Raw genomic sequence first — 24,890 nt, 5'->3', positions numbered from 1 at the left:
TCAAAAATCGCCTGGGTATCCGTGCCGAACCTCGAAGTGAACGAGATGCCAAAAACTCCACAGGCAGCCGCCGCCGCGCGCATCGCCCCAAGCCGCAAGCCGGTCATCCGAAGGCGCGGAGCCAGCCCGGAGAAAACAGCCCATACCCGCCAATCGATCGTCGACGCAGCACTGGCTGAATTTCTCGAAAGTGGCTTCGCCAACACGACGATTGAAAGCGTCGCCAAGCGTGCCGGTGTCGCAAAGGGTTTGATCTATCGATATTTCCCGGCCAAGGAGGCTCTGTTCTCGGCCGTCGTCCAGCAAGAAATCGTCAATGCTCACATCGACGTCGATGATGCGAAGCGCGCACCCGGTGAAACTGTCGAGGCATTTCTGCGGCGGACCCTCGTCGTTTCTATTCGCGCCATAGAGAAAAAAAGCCGGGCGGATATTGCCCGTATGGTCATCAGCGAGGGATCGCACTTTCCAGCAATCACCGATATCTATCGCCGAGATGTGATCGATCCTCTCCTGCAGAAAATCAAAAGTCTCGCGATCGCGGCACGCAAATCAGGCGAGTTGAAAGACGACCGACTGGTCAAGAATCCTTACTTGCTTGTGGCGCCCGTCTGGGCGGGCATCGTCATCAATAAGTTTCTAGACCGGGCCCATCCGGTCGACATCGGTGAGCTATTCGAAATGCAGCTCGACCTTGTGTTTGGAAAGTAGGCTGCGCCTCGGTCTCTACAGAAGGGACCACTGTCCGGCCGCGACGGCCCAAAAGAAGATGACCGCGTTGGTCGTCATGTGGGCGGCGATAGCGTCCTCGATCCGGCCACGGCGCAGCATGAGGAGAGCATAAAGCGCGCCTGCCAACGCCGCCGCCAACCAGCGGTCATGCATCAAGCCGAACAGTGCGGACGAAACCACCATCGCCACCAGGCTGAACGCGCGGAAGTCGACGTTTTCAAAGCGCGAGGACTGAAGGGCGCGATAAAGATACCCGCGAAAGGCAAGTTCTTCCGCTATCGGCACCATGAGGATCGTGCCGATAGCTCGGAAGACGAGCCACGAAGCGAGTGCGAGGGGCGTTAACGTCGACAGCGATACTGCGAGAGGCGTCGGTGCTCCCGCGCCTGGGTCCGTCGCGATCCAAAAGATACCGGCCACGGCACCGAGCCAAACCGAACTCCAGGCCGCCGCGCGGAACATGCGCTTGTAGACGTTTCGAAGCGCGTAGAGCGCTAGTCCAACAGCGATCACCTTCACCGGATAGAGTAGAAAATCATGCGGAGCGGCAATCCGCGTCGCGATCTGTCCAGCCATGAGCGCGATGAACGGAGCGAGATAAAGCAAAGCGGGATTGGGCTCGGCCGTGTTGCGCGCGGTGACTGCGTGGTGCGTCGGCTCTCGGTCCACCGAGGCTTCAGTCCCAAAAAAATTCGTCCTCTGCGCGAGCGTCATGATCGTAATGGCAACCAGCAAGAAGCTGATCCAACCGAACTGAGAGTGAAATCCGTTAAGTGCGACGTCGGGCGAAAAGTGGGTCCCGATGAAGACCAAAAGCGCGATCCGCAAACTGTTGAGAAGCCATATTGCTCCCATCGCCATCGGAAAGAGAACGAGAACGTTCGGGAATTTCAGCGTTCGCCGGAAGACGATCATGTATCCGACAAGGAACGCCGCGATCAGCAGCATGCCTTCGTATCCCGAGCAGGCCGCATAAATCTTGACGCTGAAATTCTCCGCTCCAAGAACGCGCGTTGCCGGATCCATGAAGGCGCCGGGATCGAACAGCTTCAGGATGAAATATGAAAGCTGAAGCGTCACATCGGAAAGCTGCGCCCAGGTATCTTCAGAGAGAATGCTTCCGCGCTCGCGATCGAGGATCGAACCGGCTGCGAAGCCCAATGCGCCCAATACCGGGGATAACCACAACTCAGTCGAGGAAAATTTGGAAACCGCGTCCCAAAAAGAGAGAGGGGCGGCGACGAGTACGAAACTCGTAAATGCGACGAGAATGGCCGCGGAATAGATATAAGCGACGGCATCGACATCGACGGGATTTCCTTCCGCCAGCAACGAGCGGGCCAGGAGCGCTATTAATACAGCCGATGCGCTGGTGGCCGCTGCAGCAAGCGTTTCACGATCGTTGGTTTCCTGGCAAAAGGCAGCGAAGATCTCGGCGCGCCTCTGCCAACTGAGCACCGCGAAAATCGCAAGCGAAAGCAGAAAGATCTTTGGGATCGCATGCGCCACCCCCACGACGGGCCAAAGGTCCCAGACGTCGGGGAGCGGCGCAAATAGTCGCGTCGCAAGAAACTCGATTGCGGCGAGCGCAAGCAACGAATTGATACGGGCGCCCGCAGCGAACGGACGCGACACTGCCCTCATCATCGCAGGAATTCCCGCCAGGATGCGGCAGCGCGTAAGCGCTCAGCGCTGTTCCTGCATCTGCCGATAGATGATCGCGCCGACGCTGAGCAAAAGTGCGATCGCGGCAACGCTGCCGGCTGCGTTGATTTCGGGCGCCGGTTGCGGACCACCCGGGTCGCCCGACCCGCCCCCCACACAGTGCCAAACAACAATGAAGCAATCGACGATGAACTGCACTGCAGCCTCCTACGCATACGCATGCTGTCGCAACTAATTCGCGTCGGCCCCGTCATCAAGAACGTCCTAAACGAAGGGTTAACATCGCAACGAGATTGTCTCACAATGAAAATCCTACGAAGGTCGTACGTTCGAGGGTGGCTTGTTTGTCCGGCGCCGGGACAGTGCTGCTGCTGCGTCCAAGACATCGCAGTTAAGACCGCCCAAACCGCCCGGAAAACGGACCGAAACGAACTCGGTCCACGCTGATCTGCAGCTACCGTGCCAGTGGCTTTAAGAGCTTTTGCCGCGCGGAAGCGTGGCGCGAATTTGCGCGAGTGGCATTCGGCATGGTTAACAAAAGGGGTGAGGCGCTTTGTATTCCGCGAACGCTACTTCAAGCGCCGGTGAGGTACGTCGGTCGCTTAGTACGCGTTTTTAAATGCGTCCGAGAGGCTATCCGGCACCCACGAATTATTCGGCGGTGATGCGGTCTGTGGCTTAGGCGCTGGCGCTGCCGCCGGAGCTTGGGGAACTGGCGCCCCTTGCGTTGTTGGGGGCGGCGCGCCGAGGAAGAAAAGAAGGGGCGGTGGTGGCAAATTCGGTTGCTGCGTGGCCGCCGGCGGATTGGCAGCGGCGGCCGCAGTCATTTGATTGGTTTGTGGTGGACGCCGCTTCTGAGCGGTGACTTTTCTCTTGCCCGGGTTCCTCTCAACTTTCGGCGGCGGAGAAACCGTCTGCTGCTCTTCGTTCTCCGCGACGGCTGCCCGGTCGGACGGAATGGCCATCATATCCGACATCGCATATTCCGCCCGGAATGAATCTTCCGCGGATCTCGGAAGCTCGCCCGACGTATAGGCTTGGCTATTGAACGGCAAGCTCATCATCTGATCATCCGTCGCGATTTGCGATAAATCACCGGCATCGGCTGCGACTGGATCGTTCGTCGATTGAGATGCGGCCGCCGTGGCAGCCTCATTGGCATTGCCAGCATCTGCGTCCGCAAGTTTTTGCGGGTCGAGGCTTCCTTCGATGGCACTCGCGAGCAGACGATCGTGCAAGCCCTGCGCAAAGTTGAGACGCTTTTCAGGATCCAATACAGGAGGAGCCGGCAACGAAGCGCTGCTGGTGACGCTCACATGCTTCTCGGATAAGGGTGCGCGTCCGAACGTCAAAAAGATTGCGGCTGGCGCAATCAGCGCAATCAGCGCGAACCTCGGAATTTGCTCATTGACTGTTTTCGGTACACGGATCCGAAGTGCGTCGGCCATCCTCCGACGGGCGGAATGAAGACTGCTTTTGGCCGATTGATATTGCCGGTTCAGGGCAACCGTAGAATTTTCTTTAAGCTGTCGAGCTCGACTTTTCAGATCGCTTGCTGAGGTTGGCAGTTCTCGGTCGCTCTCGGGTGGCTGCTCAGGATTAGCGAGGAAAACGGGCAAATCGCCGGATTGGGTTTCGATCGGATGCAATTGCCACGTCTGCAACGACCGCGGCCTTCGCAATCTCCGCGGGGAAGTCGTCGCATCTCTGGTTCGACCCTCTCCGGTCACGTCTGTGCGTTCCCCTGTCAGCAGAACATATGAAATTCGCGAGAAAATATTAGAAAATGCTGCACTCTCCGTAGCCGTACCAAATCGATGATGCTGGCGAATCTCTCGTTAGGATTGACGGATCGTTTCCAATTGTCCGTCTCGTCTTCAGGCCGCCCGTGCGAGGCGTTGCGGTTTCGGAATCCAGCAACGGATAACAAAGCGTATACGGACAATATGTATTGCGAATTTGATTTGCGAGACGCGATGCGGGGCTTGGTAAATCAAGGCGGTTAATGGTGGCGCTAGATAGAAGACGCAGCGCCGGACATGCAGAGCACTGACACGTTTTCGGCACCGCAGAAAAAGCCGTTGACGAGCCACGTCTCCATCTGGCAACAAGTGCAACCAGAAGCTGAATTCAGATTCGGCCGGTAAGTTTTTCAGATGTTTATCTCTTCCGAAGCCGGGTGATTACTTCACCCGCTGTTCGGTAGATTTGACTTCATCGCCCACATCAATCGTGCGCCGACTCCATGGCCATGGAGAGGGCGGAAGCGCGCGCTCTGAATCCCAATTCCGTTGAGCGAGAGAGGCACCCATCTCGACACACGAGCGAACACCACGACTGCTAGTTCTCGAAGCCGGGCGCGCCGAGCGCAACTATTGGTCCGATCTCTGGCACTATCGCGAACTCTTCGCGATTTTAGCATGGCGCGATATTGCCGTCAGATACAAGCAAACCGTCATCGGTGCAGCCTGGGCCGTTATCCGGCCGCTGCTGACTATGATCATCTTCACCGTTCTCTTCGGCAAGCTCGCCAAGTTGCCGAGCGACGGCAATGTTCCTTATCCCATCCTCGTCTTCGCCGGCATGCTGCCTTGGTTCCTGTTCTCAAGTATTTTGAGCGAGGCATCCAACAGCCTGATCAGCAGCGCTCACGTCATCAGCAAGGTTTACTTTCCGCGTATGATCGTGCCGGCATCCGCAGGTGTCGTGGCGCTGGTCGACTTTCTTGCCAATCTCGCGATTCTCGTCGGCCTCATGGCTTGGTACGGATATTTGCCGAATTGGCATGTCGTGTTCCTGCCGCTCTTTATCGTCCTCGCAGTTCTGGCGAGCCTTGGTCCCGCCCTCTTGATCACGGCCCTCAACGTCAAATATCGCGATATGCGATACATCATTCCGTTCGTTATCCAATTCGGACTTTACGTTTCGCCCGTTGGCTTCTCGAGCGAGGTCGTTCCAGAAAGCATGCGTATCTGGTTTAGCCTCAATCCCGTCGTTGGTGTCATCGACGGCTTCCGGTGGTCGCTGCTCGGCGACGCGAGCCGCCTCTACATTCCGGGATTTGCGGCAAGTCTTTCGACGACCGCGTTGATGCTCTGGATTGGAGTGAGATACTTCCGAGGCACCGAGCGCACATTCGCCGACCTCGTCTGAGCCCAGGGAAAATCTGAACAATGAGCGACGCCGTCATTCGCGCCGAAGAATTGTCGAAGAAGTATCTGATCGGGCATCACCGGCAAGAGCGCTATTCGGCTCTGCGAGACGTCGCGCTCAGGGCGGCGAAGAATTGGACGCGCGCAACATTAGACGCGGTACGCGGGCGACAGCTCATCGTCGGCGACGAGGTAGAAGAATTCTGGGCGTTGCGAGATGTGTCGTTCGAATTGCGTCATGGTGACGTCGTCGGAATTGTTGGACGTAACGGCGCCGGAAAATCGACGCTTTTGAAAATCCTGTCCCGGATCACCGAGCCGAGTATGGGCCGCGTCGAAATCACCGGCCGTGTCGCCAGTCTTCTTGAAGTCGGCACCGGCTTTCATCTTGAACTGACCGGGCGCGAGAATATCTATTTGAATGGTGCAATTCTCGGCATGAAACACGCCGAGATTCGTCGCAAATTCGATGAAATCGTCGCGTTTTCCGAGGTCGAGAAGTTTATCGATACGCCGGTAAAGCGCTATTCCAGCGGCATGTACGTCCGCCTCGCCTTTGCGGTGGCGGCCCATCTGGAGCCGGAAATCCTCGTCGTCGATGAGGTTCTCGCGGTGGGCGACGCCGAGTTTCAGCAAAAGTGTCTCGGCAAGATGAAGCACGTTGCGGGACAAGGCCGCACTGTTCTCTTTGTAAGCCACAACCTGGCGGCCGTTCGATCGCTCTGCAATCGTGCCCTGCTGCTAGCTGGCGGCAAAGTCATTGGCGACGGCTCAGTGGAAGCTGTGGCACGGCAGTATATCAACTCCAGCAGTTCGAGCGACGCGATCACCTTCGCAACGAACCCAACGCGACCGTCCATTGTCTCGATCATCGTGGATCGCGATGCGTTGGCACGCGGAGACTTGATCGTTGATATTGCATTCGTCTCGCCGCGCCCGCTTCCAGCGGCCGTCGGTGGCGTCATGCTCCGTGCCGACAGCGGCGAGCCGTTATGGGGCTCGGACAGCCGCTTTCATTCGAGCGGCGAAATAGCAAAGGGCCTGACATCCGGCACACTTCGCTGCGAAGCTAGGCGGCTTCCGATCCGTCCGGGCAGATATCACCTCTCGGCATGGCTTGCGGATTGGCACGAAGAACTAGACAGCAAGCAAGACGTTTTGAGCCTGGGATTTGGTCTTGCAGACGCCGATCCACTACGGCCGTCGGTATCGGCTGTTGGATATCTCGACTGGCCCGGGACATGGCGATCAGTCAAAATTGAAGACGCATCGGCGGCTTAGGTCAGTCGTCAATCTACTGATCGAGTTCTCCGGTCCGGTAAAGCGCAACGCGCAAGCCCCCATGTGATATCGGCCCGATCGGCGCTGAAAACGGCAATCCTGTCGCCGCCGCCAGCTGACGTTCGTTGGTGATAAGGCCGACACGCCATCCTACGAACCGTTCTTTGAGTGTCTCTCCCAGCGAACGGTAGAGAGAATGAAGGCGTTTCTTATCGCCGATGCGATCTCCGTAGGGCGGGTTGATTATCACCAGTCCGGCCGGACCGTCAGGGACGACGAGATCTCCGATTGCGCTTTGACGAAAGTCCGTGAAGTCGGAGACGCCGGCACGCGCTGCGTTGGCTCGGCTCATATTGATGGCACCGGCGTCCCGATCGCTGCCGTAAAAGCGAACGCCGGGCGCAATCGGCGAACTCGCCGCCTGCAGGTGTCGCCACGCCTCGGGATCGAAAGTCGCTAGATCCTCGAACGCGAAATGCCGCGACCGGCCGGGCATCAGCCGGGCAGCGATTTCTGCGGCTTCGATAACGAAGGTTCCCGATCCGCACATCGGATCGGCGACCGGTTCGTTGCCATCGTATCCGCAAAGCCGCAAAAACATCGCGGCAAGCGTCTCGCGCATCGGCGCCTTGTTGACGGCCTGCTTGTGCCCGCGCTTGTGCAAAAGATCGCCCGAGGTATCGATACCGATCGTACAAAGATCGTTTTCGATCCGCGCCCGCACGCATATGGCGGCTTCCGGATTGCTCGCCGCCCCGAGTTCCTCCCGAATGGCTCGCTCAATGCGCTCTTCCGCGGCGCCGGAATGATAGATCTTGGAGCTTTTGCACGAGGCTTCGACACGAAAGGCCCGGTCTGGGCGCATCACGTCGCCCCATGGCACACGACGCGCGCGCTTATCGAGTTCAGAAAGATGCGATGCGCGGAAGGTAGCGATGCGTGCAATGACACGCGTCGCGCCCCTGAGCACAAGGTTAGCCCGCCACACCTCGGGCCAGTCGCCCTTTATCGTGACGCCGCCGGTGGCCATTGAGGGCTTCTTGAAGCCGTTCGCCCGAACCTCATCGCGAAGCGCTGGTTCGAGACCCGGCGGCACGACGAGAAAAATTTCGAATTCGCTGCTCGGCTTGGTCATTCGGCGTGCATAACTGGAAGCGGAGCCCACATCGACATATTTTTGAGGCCCCACCCATCCTACCGGGGAGCAGCGAATCCCGACGTGGCCGTGCCTTGGTAGATTTCGCCTCGGCTGCACAGATTTGCCTGTAAGATGCCGAAACGTTCAGGCAAGGAGATGAATGATATGGGCGACGCTTCTGAACAGACGTGCCACCTCGTTCGCGCTGACGATACCTACGATGGCAAACAGGGCCTCACATATTTCTGTGGAATTGCCGCCGAGACGGTCGGCTCAAAAGGCATATGCATGCACCTTCTGACGATCCCGGCGGGCGGCAGGGCAAAAGCCCATATGCACGAAAACCACGAGACGGCCATTTACGTATTGGATGGCGAAGCCGTCGCTCTCTACGGCGATAAGCTTCAGCATCATGCCATTACGAAAGCCGGCGACCTGTTTTACATTCCCGCCGGAGTTCCGCACCTCCCTGTCAATCTGAGCGACAAGCCGATCTCGGCAATCATCGCCCGGACTGATCCGAACGAGCAAGAGAGCGTCGTCCTGCTCCCCGAGCTCGAGGCTTACGCCGAAGAAGCAATCGCGCGGCTCACGGGAGCGCTGCAGCCGGCCGCGCAGTAACGCTCTCGCGTGCGGCTAGGCCTCGGGTTTCAGCGGCCCGGGCGGGTGGCTCGGCTCCTTGTGGAAGTATTTGAGCGTCAAAAAGGCGCCGATCCATGACCCGACAATCGCGAATGCCACGTACACCCAGTTGTTGGTGTAGCTGATCACCGCGAACGATGAGAGCATGTACCATATTCCGCTCCAATTCGCGGCGGCAAGCGGTCGCCGCGCGACAACCGAAGCTGTGAACATGACATAGGCAGCGTCTGTCGCTGCGGTCGCAACTAAAACGCCGGCGCCGATCCAGTAGTCAAAGCTCATCGGAAACTCCATGAGAGCATGCGGACGATCCGATGATCATACCATCAGGGTATTCAGATAATCCTGATGGTAAGCCGCAAAATGGCGAATACGAAGATTTCCCTATCCGAAACTGCCTTTGATTGGCTTTGCCCGATTGTAGATCCATGTCCGCAAAAGTGAATCGATCACGTCATCCGGACTTCGATCAAAGATTTCAAGGGGGACTCGGATGGTTCGCTCGCCGGTAAGATAAAACGGCTTGCGCATCAAGCGCCGATGGAGCGGCATGTTGCGCGCGTCGTCCGACAACGCGATGGGCAGGGATGTCGAAAGGCAGATATCCGCCTCTTTATAACTGTTTCCACGCATAATCACTTCGGCAAGGCTTATGTTTTGAATAAAGCGCCAGCCGACGCGACCGAGACCGTCGATAAAGAGGCTATCGGAATTTGCTGCAAGGCGTATCCGGCCGGTCTCAAGCAGAGGAAAGTTATAAAAAGCGAAAGCCCCCAAAAATACGCTCAGAGTCAGCAATGCTATGCTCCGCTCCGACAGGGAGGCGTACGCCAGCGATCCAGTAAGCAACATCAGGACAAATACCGGGAACTGCAATTCATCCTGATCATACGTGACAGTAAACCCGTCGAAAGGGCGATCGCGATCTAATCTGATTGCGGCAGCGCGAAGCATGGTCCGCTCCGAAGCAGAAGTCGTTCTAAGCCGATCAATATCGTCGACACGAAACGGTGTAATTAGACGCGTGAACGACGCCGGGTCCGGCACGTCGCTAGTCCCCGGCGTCATCGGCGCGACAAGTCCTAATGCACGACCTCGCCGTGCAATGCCAAGTCAAGACCATCGCGTTCAACTTCTTCGCTGACGCGCAGACCGATGGTCCAATCGATCAGCTTCAAGATGATGAACGTCACGATGATATCGTATCCCAGAACAATGCCCACACCGGCGGCCTGATTGACGACCTGATGGGCATTGCCCTCGATCCAACCGGATGTGCCGCCGTATTCGCTGATCGCGAACACGCCCGTAAGCAAAGCGCCGACGATACCACCGACCGCGTGCACGCCGAACGCGTCAAGAGCATCGTCATAGCCAAACATATGCTTGAGGCCTGTCGTACCCCAGTAGCACACGGCACCCGCGGCGATGCCGATTGCGAGCGACCCGCCGGGGCCAACGAAGCCAGATGCCGGCGTAATGGCAACGAGACCGGCGACGGCGCCCGAGCAGATGCCGACGACTGTCGGCTTTCTCCGGAAAACCCATTCGACGATCATCCATGTGAACGCCGCCATAGCGGTTGCAAGCTGCGTAACGAGCATCGCCATGCCGGCTTGAATATTGGCCGTAACCGCCGAACCGGCGTTGAACCCGAACCATCCGACCCACAGCAGCGAAGCCCCGATGAACGTCAGGATGACGTTATGGGCCGGACCGGTATCCTTTCGCGGACCCAGAAGAAGGCACGCGACAAGCCCGGCAGTGCCGGAGTTGATGTGGACGACGGTGCCCCCCGCGAAGTCGAGGACCTTGAACCAAGCAGCGTCGTTGGTTGAATTCAGGATGCCCGCCGGACCCCACACCCAATGGGCAACCGGTGCGTAAACGATGGTCGCCCACAACGCGATAAACCAAAGCATCGAAGAGAACTTCATACGCTCGGCGAACGCGCCTGCGATCAGTGCCGGTGTGATGATGGCGAACGTCATTTGAAAGCAGATGTAAACCGTCTCAGGAATGGTCGGCGCCAACGGGCTGGGATTGCTGACACCGGATCCAATGTCGCTCAAAATGCCTTGCAGGAAGGCGCGATCCAAGCCTCCGATGTAAGGAGAGCCAGCGCGGAAGGCGAGACTGTAATTGAAGGCGGCCCATAGGATCGTGACGAGGCACGTGATCGCGAACGACGTCATGACTGTGTCGCCAACGTTCTTCTTGCGCACCATGCCGCCGTAGAACAGGCCGAGACCGGGCACTGTCATCATCAAGACAAGGGCGACCGAAGTCAGCATCCACGCGGTATCGCCCGAGTTCACCGTGCATTTTTCGAGTGTTTTCGCATCGCAAGCAGGTGGTGGCGGCGGCGTCGCGGGCGCGGCAGCTGCCTGGGGAGCCGCGGGAGGTGGCGTCTGGGCGATGGAGATGGAGGGCGACAGAATATTTGCAAAGCTCAAAACGAGCAAAGCCAGCGCGATCATCCTGATAGGCTTGCTGAGCACGGAAAATGCAAGCGAAACAAACTTCGGTAGGGGAATGTCGGATTGCGGCATCGTCTATCTCCCTGGTCGAATCCGATTTTTTGCTAAGTCGTCAAATGGCTGTCCTGCATGAAATCGCCCGCGCAATCGTGGACACGAGAGGTCGATCTCGCAGCCGGCCAACTCCGTCGAGCACACGAATTGTCATCGATCGAGTTCTGAGCTAGCGGCGGGAAAAAGCGGCCGCTGCGGAGGCCCGTATGCGGTTGGGAAATAAATCTCGGTCGCGCGTCAGTTGCTGACGAACGATCGGCTTGCCCCAACCCTGGCTGCTTCCGTATCTCTGCAACGTTTCTTGTCATTGGCCCCCTTTGAGATGATCGCGGAGGCGGCTCCGATTATTGAACGATCAAAAATCGTGCCAATCTGAACAAAATATATGCAAGGCTTTGAATGTACGTGCGATGTGCTTTGGCTTCGCAAATGCGAGATTTTGCGCGCGATGAACGACGGCGAATAAATGCTGTGCATGTCGTCGGAAAAATGAGCAGCGTTTGTTTCGAGGACCCGGCGCAGGCCGATAAGGACAAAGAGGATGGCAAGTCAGTCCGTTTTAAATGGCGGACTCGGGCAATCGCTTGGGCAACGAGATGAGGTCCTTTAAGAATTTTACCGGAACTGGCAAAGAGGGGACGGCCGAACGATGAATCGGTCGCGCAACAAACATGATAGAATCCAGCCGTGGTCAGGAAACGCTGAAAATGCTTGATAGATATCGTAATCGTTCATCACTGAATCGTTTGGCGAAATTTGCAGTGCTCGCAGCGATCTCAGCGCTGCCATTCATTTGGGCGCCGCGCGCCGCACTGGCCGACTCCGTCGAAGAAACGGCCACAACCTGCGCCGGATGCCACGGAGAAAATGGTGTCCCCATCGACAAGACCATACCCGTCATTTGGGGCCAGCGCCGCGAATACATCCTAAAGCAACTTTGGGATTTCAAGATCGGTCATCGCAAGAACGAAACGATGGCCGCTATCGTCGATGCCCTGACCAAGACCGACATGGAAGCACTCGCATCATATTTCTCGAAAAAACAATGGCCGGCACTCGGCCAGACGCCGGCGCCCGATGACGTCAAGACCAAGGCGCTCGACGTCATCAGCCAATTGAATTGCTGGGGCTGCCACCAGGATCAGTTTCAAGGCGATTACGTCAGGCCAAGGCTGAGGTCCCAGCAGGAAGAATATCTCTTGAAGACGATGACCGATTTCCACACCGGCGAGCGCGCGAATTTCCCGGCGATGGAATCGCTCATGAAATCACTGAGCGAAGACGAACTGAAGCCGATAGCCACTTACCTCGCCGGCTTGCCCTCCGAGATGCCCACTATCGGACAAAAATAGCCACGAGGAATTTCCAAATAAGAATTCCATAGGGCCGGTGCGCTGTGAAGCACCGGCCAAGATGCGCTATGCCGCGACGGACATTGTCGGAATCTCGTCAAGCGATACAACGCTGATCATACGGCCCTCTGCTGGAATGACGCCGTGCACGAGCTTTTTGGCAAGGTCCGAAGCGACGTCCGGCGTCGCTTGAATCTTGTCTTCCGCCACGCTGAAAATTTCAGAAACCGCGTCGACGAGTACGCCGATCACTTGCTGGCCGATTTCGACGACCATGATTGCATGCCGCGACGAAGGCACAGTCGGACGAAACCCGATCCGAGCGGCAAGGTCGATAATGGGCAGAACCAATCCGCGCAAGTTGATGACGCCCAGCATGGCGTTCGGTGCGTGCGGAACGGGCGTCGCCGGGGTCCAACCGCGAATTTCTCGGACTTTGGTGACGTCGACGCAGAATTCTTGCTCGCTCACCCGAAAGGCGATGAGTTCTCTCATCGTCTTGCTCTCTGTGTTGGTCTGAACATTCATCGGCGCAATCCTTCGTCGCGGGGTGTCTCTGGTCGGGCTCTGACGTGGAGGAAAAAGCTCTTACGTTGACGCCGACGCGCGCCATCGAAGGCGCAGTATTCGCAGCGGCTCCTAATGGCATGAAACCCAATTCTGCCGACTCTAACGATAAGGACTTATGGTAACGGACTGGTTAACCGCCTTTCAGACGTCGATCCTCTGAGAACAGAGCATATGTCGCCTGCTCGGCGTCAAAACAAGCCGAAGCGAAATCGCATCATTTGTTCGATGCCTTGCTGGCTCTTTCCTCGAGCGATGCGCCAGTTTCGAGCGCGAGGTCCGCAAACAGCTTTTTCAGTCCCGGCTCACGGACGAGCTTTTCAGCATCTTCAAAAGTCGTCCAAATGCGCGTGCGTTCGGTCTGCTCGCGCCACTGCTTCAGCTGCTTCTTGACCCACAGGACATAGACCGCGACGTCAATGACGCGCGAACTCGCAGGTAGCACCTTTTTATAGCTGAAATAACCGACGGGTTTGCGGCCGATCTTTCCCGTCACTCCGGCCTCCTGACGCGCTTCCGCTGCAGCGGCTTTCGGGTCGCTCAGGTTCTTGTTCGTCCATCCCTTTGGAATGATCCAGCGCTTCGTCTCGCGTGACGATACGAGAAGCACGTTGACTTCGCCGTCGTCGGTGATGCGAAGTGGAAGTGCTGCGACCTGGCCTCGTCGATGCTTTTTTGACGAAGACTTGAGGCTCTTTGCCATGAGTCGATGATCACCTGGCAAACTGTGCCGATTGTAAATGCCGGCTTTGCAGCCAAGAGCAACTCAATGCTGTCAGATCTTGATGGCGGCGTGTTTTCTCAAACGCAGTCCGAATCCGACGAGCAGGAAGCCGTAAACCAGGGCGAACATGCCGATTGCAAACGCTATTCCAAGCGCGCCGGCCCCCGGAAACAGCAGAATGAGCACGCCGAATAATACAGAAAGAACGCCACTGGCGATGAGAAGCCATTCGTCATCGATTTCCTTCCGCAGTCTTATGGCGCCTACGATATCGAACACACCGGCGGCAATCGCCCAGCCTGCAATGAAGAACAAGAGCAGCAAGCCGGTAATGCCCGGCCACGCCAGAGTCACGGCACCTGCTCCAATTCCCAAAATGCCGACAAGTGCCAACCACCAGCGCGGGGCTGGCGTATCGCCCATGATCGCCGCGCCGATGGCGAGGCCGCCGTCGAAAAGCGCGAAGACCCCATAGAAAATGACCAGCGTTAAAAGCGTCAGCCCCGGCCACGCGATAGTCAACAGGCCGAAGATAATCGCACAGACACCGCGCAGCACGATCAGCCACCAGTTGCGCGCCAAACCATCGAGCATCGGGCGCATAAGAACCGTACCGGGAGGATAGGATTTTGCGGTCATATCAGCCTCTTTTCGGTATCTCTTGAGATCGGTGGGGACGCGGACAATCGTTGCTGCCGGAGGTATGTATCTAACCAATAATGATATTCTGGCCGATATCCAATTCTAAATCGCCCCTCCTTGTTGCCGACGCCCGTCTGCAGTTGGCTGACTAAACCAAGTCCTTTCCTCGACGCCGGCCGGTCGGAAACACAGAGATCAATCCATATTCCTGAAAGCATGGCCATTTACATCGACGCCGCGGATGACATCAGGCGGCAGGAGGTCTTGCGCGGCCGTACCGGAAAAGACCCAGTCGTCTTTGTCGGCGAGGTCGGGCAGCTTTCCGTCTTTGGCTACGTACAAGCCGATGGAAGGCTTCTTTTCATTGATATAGAGATCGTAGAGTTTCATTGCTCAGGCTTCCTGAAGTCGAACGAGATGTGTCGGTGGCCTATGGAACAAGCATTGCCAGCTTCCGTCGAGATCTATTGCGAAGCAATTATTAATGCGCCCGAAACACTAGAGAGTGCCGCCGGCTCTGATCCATTCGAACAATGCCATGATAAAATAACGCGGCCAGCAACACATTGCTCTGAAAACGTGAGAGACCGGAATGCCCTATTCGACGAATGCAGACCTTCCAGCCTCCGTGAGGCGAGAACTGCCCGAGCAGGCGCAGGATATCTACCGGCTTGCCTTCAATTCCGCCGTCACGAACTCAGCGGATGATCCGATCGAGGATGCGGACGCCCACAATCTCGCTTGGGAGGCGGTTACGAAAGCCTACGTCAAGGAAGGCGATACTTGGATCCGCCGTGGCGTTCCGGGCTAGCAGCGGTATTGCCGCAACGCCCTTCGACTAGCGGCTAAGGGTGTTGCGGCGCCGAACGTCAAAGTTCCCGGACCGCGCCCTTCGAAGCGCTCGTTGCCATTTTCGCGTAGGCCTTGAGGGCCGCTGAAACCTTCCGCGTTCGTGCTTCCTTGGGTTTCCAGCCGAACTTCTCTTGCACCGCACGGCGCGCGGCCATCTCTTCCTCGCTGACATTGAGATGAATGCTTCGCGCGGGAATGTCGATTTGTATCTCGTCGCCCTCTTGCACCAGGGCAATCGTCCCGCCAGCGGCGGCTTCCGGAGAAACGTGACCGATCGATAGACCTGACGACCCGCCCGAGAAGCGTCCGTCGGTGATCAGCGCGCAGGCTTTACCAAGACCTTTCGATTTCAAATAGCTCGTTGGATAGAGCATTTCCTGCATTCCAGGCCCGCCCCGCGGTCCTTCATAGCGGATCAGGACGATGTCGCCGGGCTTTACACGACCACCGAGGATCGCGGAAACGGCGCTGTCCTGACTTTCGAAAACCCGAGCCCGTCCGGTGAATTTAAGAATGCTCTCGTCGACGCCCGCCGTCTTCACGATGCAGCCATCTTCGGCCAGATTACCGAACAGAACAGCCAACCCGCCATCTTGCGAAAACGCGTGCGCCTTATCCCTGATGACGCCCTTTGCCCGATCGAGATCGAGTTCGGAATATCGACGGTCCTGGCTGAATGCGACTTGCGTCGGCACGCCGCCGGGTGACGCACGGAAGAACTCCGCCACGGTCTCGCTGTTCGATTGCGCAACATCCCAACGCGCCAGCGCCTCTCCAAGCGTCGCCGAATGAATGGTCGGAGTATCGGTATGGATCAGTCCGGCACGATCGAGTTCGCCAAGAATGGCCATGATGCCGCCGGCCCGATGGACGTCTTCCATATGGACGTCCGATTTCGCGGGTGCGACCTTGCACAGGCACGGCACGCGGCGCGAGAGACGATCGATGTCACTCATCGTGAACGGTACCTCGGCCTCCCGGGCCGCCGCGAGCAGATGCAACACCGTGTTCGTCGATCCGCCCATCGAAATATCGAGCGTCATGGCATTTTCGAATGCCGGGAAACCCGCGATGCTTCGCGGCAGCGCCGTCTCGTCGTTTTGCTCGTAATACCGGCGCGTCAAATCGACGATCAGATGGCCGGCTTCCACGAACAGCCGCTTGCGATCTTGGTGCGTCGCCACGATCGAGCCGTTTCCCGGCAGCGACAGGCCGAGCGCTTCCGTCAGGCAGTTCATCGAATTGGCGGTGAACATCCCCGAGCAGGATCCGCAGGTCGGACAGGCTGAGCGCTCCATCGCCGTGACCGTCGCATCGGACACCCGATCGTCGGCCGCGGCGACCATCGCATCAACAAGGTCGATGGCAGTTTGCTTGCCGTCGTGGATGACCTTTCCGGCCTCCATCGGGCCGCCCGATACGAACACGGTCGGGATGTTCAGCCGAAGGCTCGCCATGAGCATGCCCGGCGTGATCTTATCGCAATTCGAAATGCACACCATGCCGTCGGCGCAATGTGCGTTGACCATGTACTCGACGCTATCCGCGATGAGTTCGCGCGAGGGCAGGGAATAGAGCATCCCATCATGCCCCATGGCGATGCCGTCATCGATGGCGATCGTGTTGAATTCCTTGGCGACAGCCCCGGCGCGTTCGATTTCGCGCGCCACCAGCTGGCCAAGATCCTTGAGATGCACGTGTCCCGGCACGAACTGCGTGAACGAATTGACGACTGCAATGATGGGCTTGCCGAAATCCTCGTCCTTCATGCCGGTCGCACGCCATAGGCCGCGCGCTCCGGCCATGTTGCGGCCGTGCGTCGTGGTTCGGGAACGATACGGAGGCATTTCAAGGACCTTTCTTGCGGAGCGTGGCTCTAGAGATGGTGCCGCAAGACCTTCCGGTCCAGTGGCCGCTCGAGGCAGCCAATAGCACGATCCGCAAGGGAACAAAGAGGGCGACGGCAGGATGGAGCCGTGCATTTGACGCAGCACCAGGCTCGATCAACGAAACTGAGCCGCAAACTGAGGTTCGGGTCGGTCGGCCCTATGCAACCCAAGGAGCGTTCGATTTCCAAGGATTATTATGGGAGATCAAGTTATTAGCTTGTAATGCCGCGTCGGGATATTTTGCTTCCCCGTCGCCGCTTGCGCCGACGCGCGCGTTCGCGGGCCCGTCAGCTACGGGCCCTATCGATATGCTGGCCGAAATCCGGTGCCTGCATGATCTCCTTACAGCGGTTGAAGCGGTCCATCGTGTATTCCCAGAAGTCGTCGAACGGGTAATGGATTTCGGACGGCTTCAGCGGGTTCTTGTTCGCAACCTGCAATGCCCCCCAGAGCGTCCAAAGAAGAAAGACCATCGCCTTTTGCAGGATCATCCTGCTGTAGAGGCGGTCCGAGAATTCGCCGCTGTTGTAAGCGGTCAACATCGCTCGGTCCTGAGCTTCATCGAAGTAGGCCTCGACCGAGAGATCTCCAAGATCCCACATCGGATCATTGTTGCCCGCAAACTCCCAATCGAGAAGATACAAGCGGTCGCGCGTGTTGAGGAAATTCTCCGGTACGGGATCGTTGTGGCTGGGAACGAGAGGCATGTTCGCATCCTTGAGCGCCTTGCGGACGACGAGGGCCTCCTTCTGAAGATCGTCATAACCGTCTGGAAATTTCCCGCCCATGCTCTTCAGAACGTCCAAATATTCCTGCGCTTTCTCGACGTCGTTGAATTCCTTGTGGAACACGGCTCCCGAGCGATGAAGCTTCGAGAAAATCCTCCCCGCTCTCGAGCATGCTTCCAGATCTTTGAACCTCTCGGGCGTCATCATCAATGCGTCTTCGACAAAGCGCGTTAGCTGCACCCCCGTCCCCGTCTCATAAAAGACGAGGTTGGCATTGACGCCGATATCCGAAGTGATGCGTCCGGCCTGCTCGTCAGCACCGCGATCGACATATTGCTCCGTGCCTTCGCCAGGAACGCGCAAGACGTAGACGTCAGGTCCCGCTGTGATCTGGTAGTTTCGGTTCGTTAAGCCGCCGACCTTCTTGATTTGAAGCTCTGCGCGGGGAAATGTTTTCAACTGCGGCACGCGGGAGATCGCCTCTTGCAATCTCGTATCTTCTTGGACTTCCATATTCTCCTCCACTCTATGCCGCTTTAAGAAGATCGCGGTGCTTGGCCCGAACAACCGGTGAGCGCTCCGCGAAGCACTCGACTTCAAATTCTTGTCTTTGCAGGAGAGGCGTCGGCACATAAGCGTTGAGAACAACCTTGCCGATCGAATGGCCGAAAGCCGCGCTTGTCACCGCGCCGACGAATGCTCCATCGAGATAAAGCGCCTCGCCGCCGAACGCATTCTCCAAGGCATCGGCGGTGAATGTGCAGAGGCGTCTTTCGGGGCCGCGCGCCTTGACGTCCCGAAGCGCGGCTTGCGCGAGAAAAGCGGGTTTATCGAGATCGACGCAAAACCCGAGTCCCGCTTCATAGGGGTTGACGTCCGAAGTGATGTCGCTTCCCCAGTAGACATATCCCTTTTCGATCCGGAGCGAATCGAGCGCGCGATAGCCGAAATCACGCAGCCCTAATGGTTGCCCTTCTTCGAAGACGCGGTCATAGACATCGCGGGCGTATTCCGTCGGTATATGAAGCTCCCAACCGACTTCACCGGCAAAGCTGATGGGCAGCGCACGAATTGGAGCGGCGCCGATCACCACGCGGCTGAAGCGCTTGTTACCGGCCAAAAGACTGTCGCGTTCTTCGATAACATTGCGGAGGATCTCAGGAGCTTTCGGTCCCGTGACCAGCAACACCGATCGAGCCGAAGTAACGTCCTCGATCGTATAGCGTGCATCGGATGGCGCATTTGCGCGAATCCATTCGATATCGCGAACGCCGTTACCGGTTCCCGTTACATAATAAAAGCGGTCGGCAGCCAAGCGCGTGATCGAGACATCCGCTTCGATGCCGCCCGCCTTGTTGCAAAGCTGAACGTAACTGACCGCTCCAATAGGTTGATCGAGATCCCGAGCGGAAAGATATTGTAGAACGCGAAGTGCGTCGGGACCGTAGATTTCGAACTTAGCGAACGACGTCAGATCCAGCACGCCTGCAGCTTTTCGCACGGCTTCATGTTCCGCCGCGACCGTGGCGAACCAATTCGGACGATTGAAGCTTGGCTTGTCGATCGCCTCTTGCGCGCTCGGCGCGAACCAGTTCGGACGCTCCCAGCCGAACTTTGCACCATAGACAGCGTTCCTTTCCTTCAGCACGTGGAAGAGCGGACTACGCCGGAAACCGCGGCTGGATCGCGTCTCATGTCCGGGCGGCTGCAACGTATAGTGCTCGCCGTAAATCTCCTTGGCACGCGGAAAGATGTAGGCTTTGGACCCTTGGACTTCGCCGAACCTCCGCGCATCGACCGGCCATAGATCCAATGTCGGCCTGCCCTCGAGAATCCATTCAGCCATCGACTTCCCGATGCCGCCGCCGGCTGCGATACCGACGACGCAGCCTGACGCAACGAACGCGTTATCGAGTTCTGGGATAGGACCCATGACGAAGTCGCCATCGGCCGAAAACGGGATTGGTCCCGTGATGACGTCGCGAATGCCTGTATCGGCGAACACAGGCGTGCGTTTGATGGCAGCCTCGATATACGGCTCGAACCGGTCCATCGCGGGCGGAAGAAGTTCGCGACCGAAGGCCGAGGCAATTGGTTCATCATCGAACGCGGCGGTATCGGGTTCCCAGCAGCCGACCACCAGGCCATTGGCCTCGGGCTTATAATACACGGATATGTCGGGATCGCGGACCGATGGCATGCTGCCGTCGAGACCCGCTATCGGCTCGGTGATCAGATACTGATGCACAAGTCCGCAGCAGGCGAGATTGACACCCATGAGCTTGCCGATCTGACGCGCCCAGACGCCCCCCGCATTCACAACCGTTCGGCATGCGATGTCGCCGGACGATGTGTGAATACTCTTTATGCGCCGGCCTTCGCGTTCAAATCCCGTGACGGCAACATGCTGAATTAAAGTCGCGCCGAATTTTCGAGCCCCTGCCGCAAGAGATAGCGTAAGGCTCGTCGGATCGGCCACGCCGTCTCCGGCGACATAAAGCGCTCCGTCAAGATCATCCGTCTCTGCAATCGGAAACAGCTTCTTCGTTTCTGACGGGGAAATGATATCGGCTTCGAGCCCGACGCTTCGGGCAATCGTGAGCGATCGTCGGGCTTCGAGGATGCGCTCGCGGCCTCTGACAAGACGCAAGCTTCCTGTCTGCCGCCAGCCCGAGGCGAGGCCTGTCTCGGCCTCCAGGTTTTTATAGATCCTGACGCTTTCCTGCAGCAGCTTGCTGAGGTTGCGAGAGGCGCGAAGCTGCCCGACCATGCCGGCCGCGTGCCACGTCGATCCGTGTGTCAGCTCGTTTTTCTCAAGTAGGACGACACCCTTGGCACCGCTTTTCGCCAGGTGGAAAGCGATCGACGTTCCAAGAACGCCACCGCCGATAATCACGATCTCCGCCTCCGACGGCAACGACGTCATTGAAATCTCCAACGGCATTTTCTAGATCTGGTATATACCAGCACAACGCTAGTGTTTTCGCAAGCCATTCCGTCTGATCCAAGCAGGTATATAGCTATGTCGGAGTTTGATCGGTCGTGGTTTTGCGCTCACACGCACCAACCGCTAGTAAAGCCTCGATGCTGAAAATTCGGAGTTGCCATTTGAAAGAGAACGCCCAGTCAATCCCGGTGACGACGCTCATCTGCGACGATATCGCGAAACAAATCAGATCCCGTTCCTTGGTGCCGGGGACGAGGCTCCCGTCGGAAAGGGAATTGGGAGAAGAACGCAATATAAGTCGGATGACGGCGCGTCGTGTGTATGAGCGTCTTGAAAGCGAAGGGCTCGTTTCGAGCGCCGATCGTAGGGGTTGGTTTGTTGCCGAATCTCGCGTGCAATTCGCTCCGACGAAATCGGTCAGCTTTCTCAATAGCGTCGCGGTAAGCGGTCGTGATGCCCGTGCGAAGTTGCTTGATGCAGGCGAGGTCGATCCGCCACACATCGTTCGCGCCGCTTTGAAACTAAAAAAAAGCGAGAATGCATTGTTCGTCCGGCGTCTGCTGCAACTTGGCGATCGGGCAGCCGCCATCGAGGCGATGTATTTGACGCCATCGCGATTCCCTAATTTTCTCTCGCATGAACTCTCAGGTTCGATCTTGACGTTGTGGCGTGACGCCTATCACGTGAATGTCGCGCATTCCGACACCACGTTGCGCGGCGCCTATCTTTCGAAAGAGGACGCTCGACTGCTGCGTGTGCCTAACGGATCGCCGACGATAATTCTCGCGCAAACAATGGCGGATGCGTCCGGAAAAATATTTGCCTATGATCACCAGACGTGGCGCTTTGAACTTGCCGAATTTCTCATCTCCGCCGATTACAAAAACAACCGAAAAAGATAGTCTCGGAAATTGCAACTCTAGCCTTACCGATTCAGCGCCTGCTCGAAAAACGGCAGATATTCCTCCAGCGCAAGATCGGGCAAGGCGAGCGCTTCCGCGAGCGTGAACCAAGCGAGGTGCGTATGCTCGTAGTTGCGGATTTCCGGCGATCCGCCTGCCCAGCTCGAAACTTTGAAGAGATGGTAGGTCGCCCCACCCCGTTCGATTTCGTTCGGGTCGACAACAGATCCGAGACGATCGAAGCGCTGGGGTACGACCCCGATTTCTTCGTGCAACTCTCGCACGAGCGCCGCTTCAAGCGTCTCGCCTGGCTCGACCATGCCACCAAGCACGTCCCATTTGCAGGGCAGGATCTTTTTATGCGCGGCTCGGAAGCCGAGCAGCAAGCGCTCTCCGTCGACCAATATCGCGCAGGCGTAATGCCTCATGGATTTTGAGCCTCACCTGCCGCCAAGACGACCGTCCTTGCATCAAGGCAAGGCGTTTTTGAATTCCGGCAGGACGTCGAATAAATCGGCGACCAAACCATAATCCGCAATCTGAAAAATCGGCGCGTCCGGATCCTTGTTGATGGCGACGATGATCTTTGAATCCTTCATGCCCGCGAGATGCTGGATGGCGCCGGAAATACCGCAAGCAATGTAAAGATCCGGCGCCACCACCTTGCCAGTCTGTCCGACCTGCCAGTCATTCGGAGCATAGCCGGAATCGACCGCCGCACGCGAAGCGCCGACCGCCGCGCCGAGCTTGTCTGCGACCGGCAGAATGACTTCCTTGAACTTCTCTGCCGACCCGAGAGCGCGGCCGCCGGAGATGACGATTTTTGCGGCCGTCAGATCGGGCCGCCCCGTGTTCGTCGAAAGCGCAGCGCTTACGAACGTCGAAAGTCCTGGATCGGCCGTGGCCGGCACGCTTTCCACTGCTACTGCGTCGCTGGTCGGCGCAGGTGCGAATGCCGCCGACCGGACCGTGATCACGCGCTTTGCGTCCGTCATCCGGATCGTCTGAATGGCGTTCCCCGCATAGATGGGCCGCTTGAAGGTATCGGACGAAACGACCTCGATGATCTCCGATGCTTGCCCCACATCCAAAAGGGCGGCCACGCGCGGCATCACGCTTTTCGAAGTTGCAGTCGCCGGAGCCAGGATGGTGTCGAAACCGCTGGCGAGTGAAACGATCAGCGTAGCAAGCGGTTCGGCCAATTGGTTGCGAAGCGAGATGTCATCAGCACAAAGGACTTTCGACACGCCGGAAAGCTTCGCGGCTTCGGCAGCTATACCCGCAATATCATGCCCGCCGACAAGAACGGTGATGTCGCCGCCAATCTTTTGGGCGGCCGTCAATGCGCGCGCCGTTTGCTCCGAGAGAGACGTATTGTCGTGCTCAGCCAGCAACAAGATGGCCATTCGTCTATTCCTTTCGCAATCAAAATACGCGTGCTTCAGACTTCAGCTTTTCCAGGAGTTCAGCGGTTGAATTCACTCGCGCGCCTGCCTTGCGGACCTCAGGCTCTTCGGTCTTGAGAACGACCAAGCGAGGCTTGATATCCACGCTGAAGTCGGCCGCGGATTTCCTTTCAACCGGCTTCTTCTTCGCTTTCATGATCGCCGGTAGCGACGCATATCGCGGCTCGTTGAGACGAAGATCCGTTGTGATGACAGCGGGCAGTTTGACTTCGATCGTCTGCAAACCACCATCGACCTCGCGCGTGACTTTGGCACGTCCTCCGGAAAACTCGAGCTTGGATGCGAACGTTGCCTGCGCCCATCCGAGTAGGGCAGAGAGCATTTGCCCGGTTTGATTGGAGTCATCATCGACGGCCTGTTTGCCGACGATGATCAAATCGGGTTTCTCGCTCGCCGCTACACCCTTAAGAATCTTCGCAACGGCCAACGGCTCGACCGGGTCGTCGACTTCGACCAGGATGGCGCGATCTGCGCCCATCGCCAGTGCAGACCGTAATGTTTCCTCGGACTTCGCCGGCCCCACGGAAACGACGACGACCTCATTGACCTTACCGGCCTCTTTCAGCCTGACGGCCTCCTCGACCGAGATTTCGTCAAACGGATTAATGGCCATCTTGACGTTGGCAAGATCGACGCCTGACTGATCAGGCTTGACGCGGATTTTTACGTTGGCGTCGACAACACGCTTCACGGGAACAAGAACCTTCATGGCGCATCAATCTCCCTTGCGCACGACGTCGACGAGATCGCGGAAATTGTCCGCGTTCATGATCTTTTGGCACCGCGTGAACCGATCCATCGCGTAGTCCCAATAGCTTGCGAAATGATATGCCGGGCGTGGGTTCTTGTTGGCTTCTTGAAGCAGGCCCCACAACGTCCACAGCAGAAAGACCATGGATTTCTGCAAGACAATGCGGCCGTACTCGCTCTGCTTTGGCGGTCGTCCAAGGTAAGCTTCCAGAAGCTGCCGATCCTGTTCCTCCGAGAAGTTCGTTTCGACGGCGAGATCGGCAAGATCCCAGAACGGATCGTTATTGCCGCCGAATTCCCAATCGAGAATATACATGCGGTCGCCGGTATCGACGAGGTTTTCGGGCGCCGGATCGTTGTGGCAAGCGACAAGCTCGCCGCAGGATGCAGCCAACGCCTCGCGTATGCCGTCGGCTTCTTTTTGTACGCGTTCGTAGCCTTCTGGCACGCGGGCGTTCTTACTCTTGAGGATATCGATATATTCTTGCGCGATAACTTTTTCATCGAAGCGGTTGGCGAATTTCTGTCCGCTGGTATGAAGCTTGTGAAAACTCTTAGCGGCGCGTGCGATGGCGCCGGGATCTTTAAATAGATCGGAGTTCATCGTCTTGCCGTTCTCGATGAACTTTGTGATCTGCACACCGGATTTTAGGTCGTAATAGAGGCGCGGAGCGTTGACGCCCAAGTCCGAGGTGATGCGGCCCGCCAATTCGTCGCCTGTTCGATCCATATATTCGTCGGTGCCCTCGCCTGGGATGCGCACGACGTACGATTGCCCCGACAAGGTGACCCGGTAGTTTCTATTGGTCATGCCGCCCAGCGACTGAATCGCGACGTCTTCCGGAGCAATTTCGCCGTTGGCGATAACGGACGCGGCAATAGAGCGTGCGCGCTGTTGACGTTCGGCTTCCTGGACATCCATTTTTG

At 57.5% G+C, this 24,890-nt stretch carries 25 protein-coding genes and 1 pseudogene; 8 read left to right on the top strand and 18 right to left on the bottom strand.

The features are described from left to right. Positions 1–45 precede the first annotated feature (45 nt). Complete coding sequence (locus QM780_RS11140) at positions 46–711, top strand: TetR/AcrR family transcriptional regulator (RefSeq protein WP_415070544.1); 666 nt, start codon at positions 46–48, stop codon at positions 709–711. Between the two features lie 15 nt (positions 712–726). Here QM780_RS11140 and xrtE read toward each other — a convergent pair whose 3' ends face one another. The 3 genes from xrtE to QM780_RS11125 all read right to left on the bottom strand — a co-directional run bounded on the left by xrtE (position 727) and on the right by QM780_RS11125 (position 3,713). Then, on the bottom strand, positions 727–2,379 hold the full coding sequence (xrtE, locus tag QM780_RS11135; protein WP_415070543.1) for an exosortase E/protease, VPEID-CTERM system: 1,653 nt from the start codon (positions 2,377–2,379) through the stop codon (positions 727–729). A 39-nt stretch (positions 2,380–2,418) separates the two neighbouring features. After that, entirely contained in the window at positions 2,419–2,595 is a 177-nt protein-coding gene (locus QM780_RS11130) for a hypothetical protein (RefSeq protein ID WP_415070542.1), read from the bottom strand. Positions 2,596–2,999: 404 nt separating this feature from the next. Continuing rightward, complete coding sequence (locus QM780_RS11125; RefSeq protein WP_415070541.1) at positions 3,000–3,713, bottom strand: hypothetical protein; 714 nt, start codon at positions 3,711–3,713, stop codon at positions 3,000–3,002. 994 nt (positions 3,714–4,707) lie between these two features. Between QM780_RS11125 and QM780_RS11120 the strand changes: the two genes are divergently transcribed. Both QM780_RS11120 and QM780_RS11115 read left to right on the top strand, forming a co-directional pair. After that, on the top strand, positions 4,708–5,550 hold the full coding sequence (locus QM780_RS11120; protein ID WP_415072018.1) for an ABC transporter permease: 843 nt from the start codon (positions 4,708–4,710) through the stop codon (positions 5,548–5,550). 20 nt (positions 5,551–5,570) lie between these two features. After that, positions 5,571–6,830 (top strand): ABC transporter ATP-binding protein, encoded by a 1,260-nt coding sequence (locus tag QM780_RS11115; RefSeq protein WP_415070540.1) that lies wholly within the window; start codon positions 5,571–5,573, stop codon positions 6,828–6,830. Between the two features lie 13 nt (positions 6,831–6,843). On the opposite strand, the gene QM780_RS11110 is transcribed toward QM780_RS11115, so the two are convergent. Beyond that, the gene (locus tag QM780_RS11110) at positions 6,844–7,965 is read right to left on the bottom strand and encodes a THUMP domain-containing class I SAM-dependent RNA methyltransferase (RefSeq protein WP_415070539.1); all 1,122 of its coding nucleotides are present in this window, start codon (positions 7,963–7,965) and stop codon (positions 6,844–6,846) included. Between the two features lie 168 nt (positions 7,966–8,133). On the opposite strand from QM780_RS11110, the gene QM780_RS11105 reads away from it, so the two are divergent. After that, the gene (locus QM780_RS11105) at positions 8,134–8,589 is read left to right on the top strand and encodes a cupin domain-containing protein (RefSeq protein ID WP_415070538.1); all 456 of its coding nucleotides are present in this window, start codon (positions 8,134–8,136) and stop codon (positions 8,587–8,589) included. A 15-nt stretch (positions 8,590–8,604) separates the two neighbouring features. Here the strand turns inward: QM780_RS11105 and QM780_RS11100 are convergent, their stop codons facing one another. From QM780_RS11100 to QM780_RS11090, 3 genes are all read right to left on the bottom strand, one after another. Continuing rightward, positions 8,605–8,892 (bottom strand): hypothetical protein, encoded by a 288-nt coding sequence (locus tag QM780_RS11100; RefSeq protein ID WP_415070537.1) that lies wholly within the window; start codon positions 8,890–8,892, stop codon positions 8,605–8,607. 102 nt (positions 8,893–8,994) lie between these two features. Next, complete coding sequence (locus tag QM780_RS11095) at positions 8,995–9,564, bottom strand: hypothetical protein (RefSeq protein WP_415070536.1); 570 nt, start codon at positions 9,562–9,564, stop codon at positions 8,995–8,997. Between the two features lie 128 nt (positions 9,565–9,692). Further along, on the bottom strand, positions 9,693–11,090 hold the full coding sequence (locus QM780_RS11090) for an ammonium transporter (RefSeq protein WP_415072017.1): 1,398 nt from the start codon (positions 11,088–11,090) through the stop codon (positions 9,693–9,695). Positions 11,091–11,905: 815 nt separating this feature from the next. On the opposite strand from QM780_RS11090, the gene QM780_RS11085 reads away from it, so the two are divergent. Beyond that, positions 11,906–12,496, top strand: coding sequence for a c-type cytochrome (locus QM780_RS11085; RefSeq protein WP_415070535.1), 591 nt, complete (start codon positions 11,906–11,908; stop codon positions 12,494–12,496). Between the two features lie 66 nt (positions 12,497–12,562). Here the strand turns inward: QM780_RS11085 and QM780_RS11080 are convergent, their stop codons facing one another. The 4 genes from QM780_RS11080 to QM780_RS11065 all read right to left on the bottom strand — a co-directional run bounded on the left by QM780_RS11080 (position 12,563) and on the right by QM780_RS11065 (position 14,819). Continuing rightward, positions 12,563–13,024 (bottom strand): chemotaxis protein CheW, encoded by a 462-nt coding sequence (locus QM780_RS11080; RefSeq protein ID WP_415070534.1) that lies wholly within the window; start codon positions 13,022–13,024, stop codon positions 12,563–12,565. A 256-nt stretch (positions 13,025–13,280) separates the two neighbouring features. Beyond that, positions 13,281–13,766, bottom strand: coding sequence for an NUDIX hydrolase (locus QM780_RS11075; RefSeq protein WP_415070533.1), 486 nt, complete (start codon positions 13,764–13,766; stop codon positions 13,281–13,283). Positions 13,767–13,838: 72 nt separating this feature from the next. Further along, positions 13,839–14,426, bottom strand: a complete 588-nt coding sequence (locus QM780_RS11070) for an HdeD family acid-resistance protein (RefSeq protein ID WP_415070532.1) — start codon at positions 14,424–14,426, stop codon at positions 13,839–13,841. Between the two features lie 198 nt (positions 14,427–14,624). Further along, complete coding sequence (locus QM780_RS11065) at positions 14,625–14,819, bottom strand: hypothetical protein (RefSeq protein ID WP_415070531.1); 195 nt, start codon at positions 14,817–14,819, stop codon at positions 14,625–14,627. A 202-nt stretch (positions 14,820–15,021) separates the two neighbouring features. Between QM780_RS11065 and QM780_RS11060 the strand changes: the two genes are divergently transcribed. Next, complete coding sequence (locus QM780_RS11060) at positions 15,022–15,240, top strand: ChaB family protein (protein WP_415070530.1); 219 nt, start codon at positions 15,022–15,024, stop codon at positions 15,238–15,240. A gap of 58 nt (positions 15,241–15,298) precedes the next feature. On the opposite strand, the gene ilvD is transcribed toward QM780_RS11060, so the two are convergent. From ilvD to QM780_RS11045, 3 genes are all read right to left on the bottom strand, one after another. Then, positions 15,299–17,128, bottom strand: a complete 1,830-nt coding sequence (ilvD, locus tag QM780_RS11055; RefSeq protein ID WP_415070529.1) for a dihydroxy-acid dehydratase — start codon at positions 17,126–17,128, stop codon at positions 15,299–15,301. Positions 17,129–17,457: 329 nt separating this feature from the next. After that, complete coding sequence (locus tag QM780_RS11050) at positions 17,458–18,411, bottom strand: phosphotransferase (RefSeq protein ID WP_415070528.1); 954 nt, start codon at positions 18,409–18,411, stop codon at positions 17,458–17,460. Between the two features lie 13 nt (positions 18,412–18,424). Next, entirely contained in the window at positions 18,425–20,824 is a 2,400-nt protein-coding gene (locus QM780_RS11045) for a GcvT family protein (RefSeq protein ID WP_415070527.1), read from the bottom strand. Positions 20,825–20,982: 158 nt separating this feature from the next. On the opposite strand from QM780_RS11045, the pseudogene QM780_RS11040 reads away from it, so the two are divergent. Continuing rightward, positions 20,983–21,213: pseudogene (locus QM780_RS11040) on the top strand (winged helix-turn-helix domain-containing protein); the annotation flags it as partial. A 24-nt stretch (positions 21,214–21,237) separates the two neighbouring features. Then, positions 21,238–21,747, top strand: a complete 510-nt coding sequence (locus QM780_RS11035; protein WP_415072016.1) for a GntR family transcriptional regulator — start codon at positions 21,238–21,240, stop codon at positions 21,745–21,747. A gap of 23 nt (positions 21,748–21,770) precedes the next feature. Here QM780_RS11035 and QM780_RS11030 read toward each other — a convergent pair whose 3' ends face one another. Genes QM780_RS11030 through QM780_RS11015 form a run of 4 tightly spaced genes read right to left on the bottom strand, consistent with a single transcriptional unit; the run spans position 21,771 to position 24,885 of the window. After that, on the bottom strand, positions 21,771–22,175 hold the full coding sequence (locus tag QM780_RS11030; RefSeq protein WP_415070526.1) for an NUDIX domain-containing protein: 405 nt from the start codon (positions 22,173–22,175) through the stop codon (positions 21,771–21,773). Positions 22,176–22,217: 42 nt separating this feature from the next. Continuing rightward, positions 22,218–23,153 (bottom strand): electron transfer flavoprotein subunit alpha/FixB family protein, encoded by a 936-nt coding sequence (locus QM780_RS11025; RefSeq protein WP_415070525.1) that lies wholly within the window; start codon positions 23,151–23,153, stop codon positions 22,218–22,220. Between the two features lie 19 nt (positions 23,154–23,172). Beyond that, a complete protein-coding gene (locus QM780_RS11020; protein ID WP_415070524.1) occupies positions 23,173–23,922 on the bottom strand; it encodes an electron transfer flavoprotein subunit beta/FixA family protein in 750 nt (249 codons plus the stop codon). 6 nt (positions 23,923–23,928) lie between these two features. Beyond that, positions 23,929–24,885 carry a phosphotransferase gene (locus tag QM780_RS11015; RefSeq protein WP_415070523.1) on the bottom strand — a complete coding sequence of 319 codons (957 nt, stop codon included), beginning with the start codon at positions 24,883–24,885 and terminating at the stop codon, positions 23,929–23,931. Positions 24,886–24,890 lie beyond the last annotated feature (5 nt).

Origin of the sequence: Hyphomicrobium sp., assembly GCF_047600905.1 — a bacterium.
GTDB lineage: Bacteria > Pseudomonadota > Alphaproteobacteria > Rhizobiales > Hyphomicrobiaceae > Hyphomicrobium_B.
This window is presented reverse-complemented; position numbering and strand designations above follow the sequence as displayed.

Coding starts and splice junctions, on each gene's coding strand:
- QM780_RS11140 (WP_415070544.1), top strand. CDS start 46: ATGCCAAAAACTCCACAGGCAGCCGCCGCCGCGCGCATCGCCCCAAGC.
- xrtE (WP_415070543.1), bottom strand. CDS start 2,379: ATGATGAGGGCAGTGTCGCGTCCGTTCGCTGCGGGCGCCCGTATCAAT.
- QM780_RS11115 (WP_415070540.1), top strand. CDS start 5,571: ATGAGCGACGCCGTCATTCGCGCCGAAGAATTGTCGAAGAAGTATCTG.
- QM780_RS11110 (WP_415070539.1), bottom strand. CDS start 7,965: ATGACCAAGCCGAGCAGCGAATTCGAAATTTTTCTCGTCGTGCCGCCG.
- QM780_RS11105 (WP_415070538.1), top strand. CDS start 8,134: ATGGGCGACGCTTCTGAACAGACGTGCCACCTCGTTCGCGCTGACGAT.
- QM780_RS11100 (WP_415070537.1), bottom strand. CDS start 8,892: ATGAGCTTTGACTACTGGATCGGCGCCGGCGTTTTAGTTGCGACCGCA.
- QM780_RS11095 (WP_415070536.1), bottom strand. CDS start 9,564: ATGCTTCGCGCTGCCGCAATCAGATTAGATCGCGATCGCCCTTTCGAC.
- QM780_RS11090 (WP_415072017.1), bottom strand. CDS start 11,090: ATGATCGCGCTGGCTTTGCTCGTTTTGAGCTTTGCAAATATTCTGTCG.
- QM780_RS11080 (WP_415070534.1), bottom strand. CDS start 13,024: ATGAATGTTCAGACCAACACAGAGAGCAAGACGATGAGAGAACTCATC.
- QM780_RS11075 (WP_415070533.1), bottom strand. CDS start 13,766: ATGGCAAAGAGCCTCAAGTCTTCGTCAAAAAAGCATCGACGAGGCCAG.
- QM780_RS11070 (WP_415070532.1), bottom strand. CDS start 14,426: ATGACCGCAAAATCCTATCCTCCCGGTACGGTTCTTATGCGCCCGATG.
- QM780_RS11065 (WP_415070531.1), bottom strand. CDS start 14,819: ATGAAACTCTACGATCTCTATATCAATGAAAAGAAGCCTTCCATCGGC.
- QM780_RS11060 (WP_415070530.1), top strand. CDS start 15,022: ATGCCCTATTCGACGAATGCAGACCTTCCAGCCTCCGTGAGGCGAGAA.
- ilvD (WP_415070529.1), bottom strand. CDS start 17,128: ATGCCTCCGTATCGTTCCCGAACCACGACGCACGGCCGCAACATGGCC.
- QM780_RS11050 (WP_415070528.1), bottom strand. CDS start 18,411: ATGGAAGTCCAAGAAGATACGAGATTGCAAGAGGCGATCTCCCGCGTG.
- QM780_RS11045 (WP_415070527.1), bottom strand. CDS start 20,824: ATGACGTCGTTGCCGTCGGAGGCGGAGATCGTGATTATCGGCGGTGGC.
- QM780_RS11030 (WP_415070526.1), bottom strand. CDS start 22,175: ATGAGGCATTACGCCTGCGCGATATTGGTCGACGGAGAGCGCTTGCTG.
- QM780_RS11025 (WP_415070525.1), bottom strand. CDS start 23,153: ATGGCCATCTTGTTGCTGGCTGAGCACGACAATACGTCTCTCTCGGAG.
- QM780_RS11020 (WP_415070524.1), bottom strand. CDS start 23,922: ATGAAGGTTCTTGTTCCCGTGAAGCGTGTTGTCGACGCCAACGTAAAA.
- QM780_RS11015 (WP_415070523.1), bottom strand. CDS start 24,885: ATGGATGTCCAGGAAGCCGAACGTCAACAGCGCGCACGCTCTATTGCC.